Raw genomic sequence first — 1,387 nt, 5'->3', positions numbered from 1 at the left:
AAGCGATCCGGCGGGTCGCTGGGGAAGTCGAGGACGCCATCGTCGGCGCCGGCACCATTCTCGATGCCAGGCAGTTCGAAGAGGCGGCTGCCGCGGGCTCGCGCTTCATCGTCAGCCCCGGCATCACCCGCGAGCTTCTGTCGGCAGCCGCCGGCAGCGATGTTCCGTTGCTGCCCGGCGCCATCACGCCCGGCGAGATCATGGCTGCACGGGAAGCCGGCTTGCGCTTCCTGAAATTCTTCCCGGCCGAGCAGTCGGGCGGCATCGCTTCGCTGAAAGCCTTTGCCTCGCCGCTCGCCGATGTGAAATTCTGCCCGACCGGCGGCATCTCGGCCAAGAACGCGGCCGACTATCTCAGCCTGCCCAACGTGGTCTGCGTCGGCGGCTCCTGGGTGGCGCCCGACGACCTCGTCAAAGCCGGCAAGTGGGACGAGATCGAAGCCCTGGCGCGCGCCGCGAGCAAGCTTGCGAAATAAGGCCTCGGCCACGGGATGAAGAAACCCGGCCGACTCGCGTCGACCGGGTTTGCCAAATCGGCTCCGAAGCTGATCAGCTGCAGACCCGGACCTTTTCAACCACCCTGTGGTGATGCTTCCAGCTTGTGACCACCTTGGTCCGGCAGTGCTTCTTCATGTGCATATGGTCATGAGTTTTGACGACAATGGTCTCGGCCTGCGTAGGGGCGATAGCCGCCGAAGCGGTTGCCAATGCGATGACCGATGCCAATAGGATGTTCTTCATGGATCTCCCCGGGTTTGAACGAACCTATGTTAACCCAGGGAATAGGCCGACCGTTCCGGCTTCACGAGAAGTTCAGCCGAGCGTGACCGTGCAGGCTGGCCCGGTTCGCTGAACAGCAAAAAGCCGCGCTGGTTGCCCGGCGCGGCTTTGCCGATTGATCTGCCGTCATTTGGTCTGGAAGCGGGCTACCGACATGAACTTGACGGCGTTGCCGGTGAAGCGGTTGGCATCGGCCACCTGGCTGCTCGGCTGGAAGCCGGCCGTGTAGACCTCGCTCGGCGCCGTGTGCACGATGCTGTAGGCGTAGCCCGGCGCCGTCGTCGCGCTTGAAACGGTGGCGACATGGTCGCCGCTGGTCAATGCCCAGCGGGCGGCCTGCGGTGCGGCTGCAACCACCATGGCCTTGGGGCCCGGCTTCAGGTCGCGGGCGGTGGCTCTCGATTCCTTGCGGGTCGTCTTGACGCCGGCGCCGATCGCGGCGGCCGGATCGGAACCGACTGGGCGGGCAACGACGGCATCGCGCGGCGATGCGGCGTTGGTGCCTGGATCGTTGAACGCCGAACGCGGCTCGGATCCGGACAAGGAAGCAAGCTGGTAATCGGCCGCACCGACCTGGGCATTGGCCTCGTCGAGCACGGCCTTGACC

Annotated in this window: 2 protein-coding genes and 1 pseudogene; 1 reads left to right on the top strand and 2 read right to left on the bottom strand. The window is 65.4% G+C overall.

Features of this window, described 5'->3' with window-relative positions; all coding sequences use genetic code 11:
- The coding region (eda, locus tag EN893_RS34055) for a bifunctional 4-hydroxy-2-oxoglutarate aldolase/2-dehydro-3-deoxy-phosphogluconate aldolase (RefSeq protein WP_128362178.1) at positions 1-476 on the top strand (476 nt) is incomplete at its 5' end.
- Between the two features lie 73 nt (positions 477-549).
- On the opposite strand, the gene EN893_RS34050 is transcribed toward eda, so the two are convergent.
- Positions 550-741 (bottom strand): hypothetical protein, encoded by a 192-nt coding sequence (locus EN893_RS34050; RefSeq protein ID WP_127272097.1) that lies wholly within the window; start codon positions 739-741, stop codon positions 550-552.
- Positions 742-906: 165 nt separating this feature from the next.
- Positions 907-1,387 (bottom strand): annotated as a pseudogene (locus tag EN893_RS34045) (peptidase M15); the annotation flags it as partial.

Origin of the sequence: Mesorhizobium sp. M7A.F.Ca.CA.004.04.2.1, assembly GCF_004022825.1 — a bacterium.
Lineage (GTDB): Bacteria > Pseudomonadota > Alphaproteobacteria > Rhizobiales > Rhizobiaceae > Mesorhizobium.
The sequence above is the reverse complement of the archived record's forward strand: the minus strand, read 5'-3'. Positions and strand labels throughout refer to the sequence as shown.

Coding starts and splice junctions, on each gene's coding strand:
- EN893_RS34050 (WP_127272097.1), bottom strand. CDS start 741: ATGAAGAACATCCTATTGGCATCGGTCATCGCATTGGCAACCGCTTCG.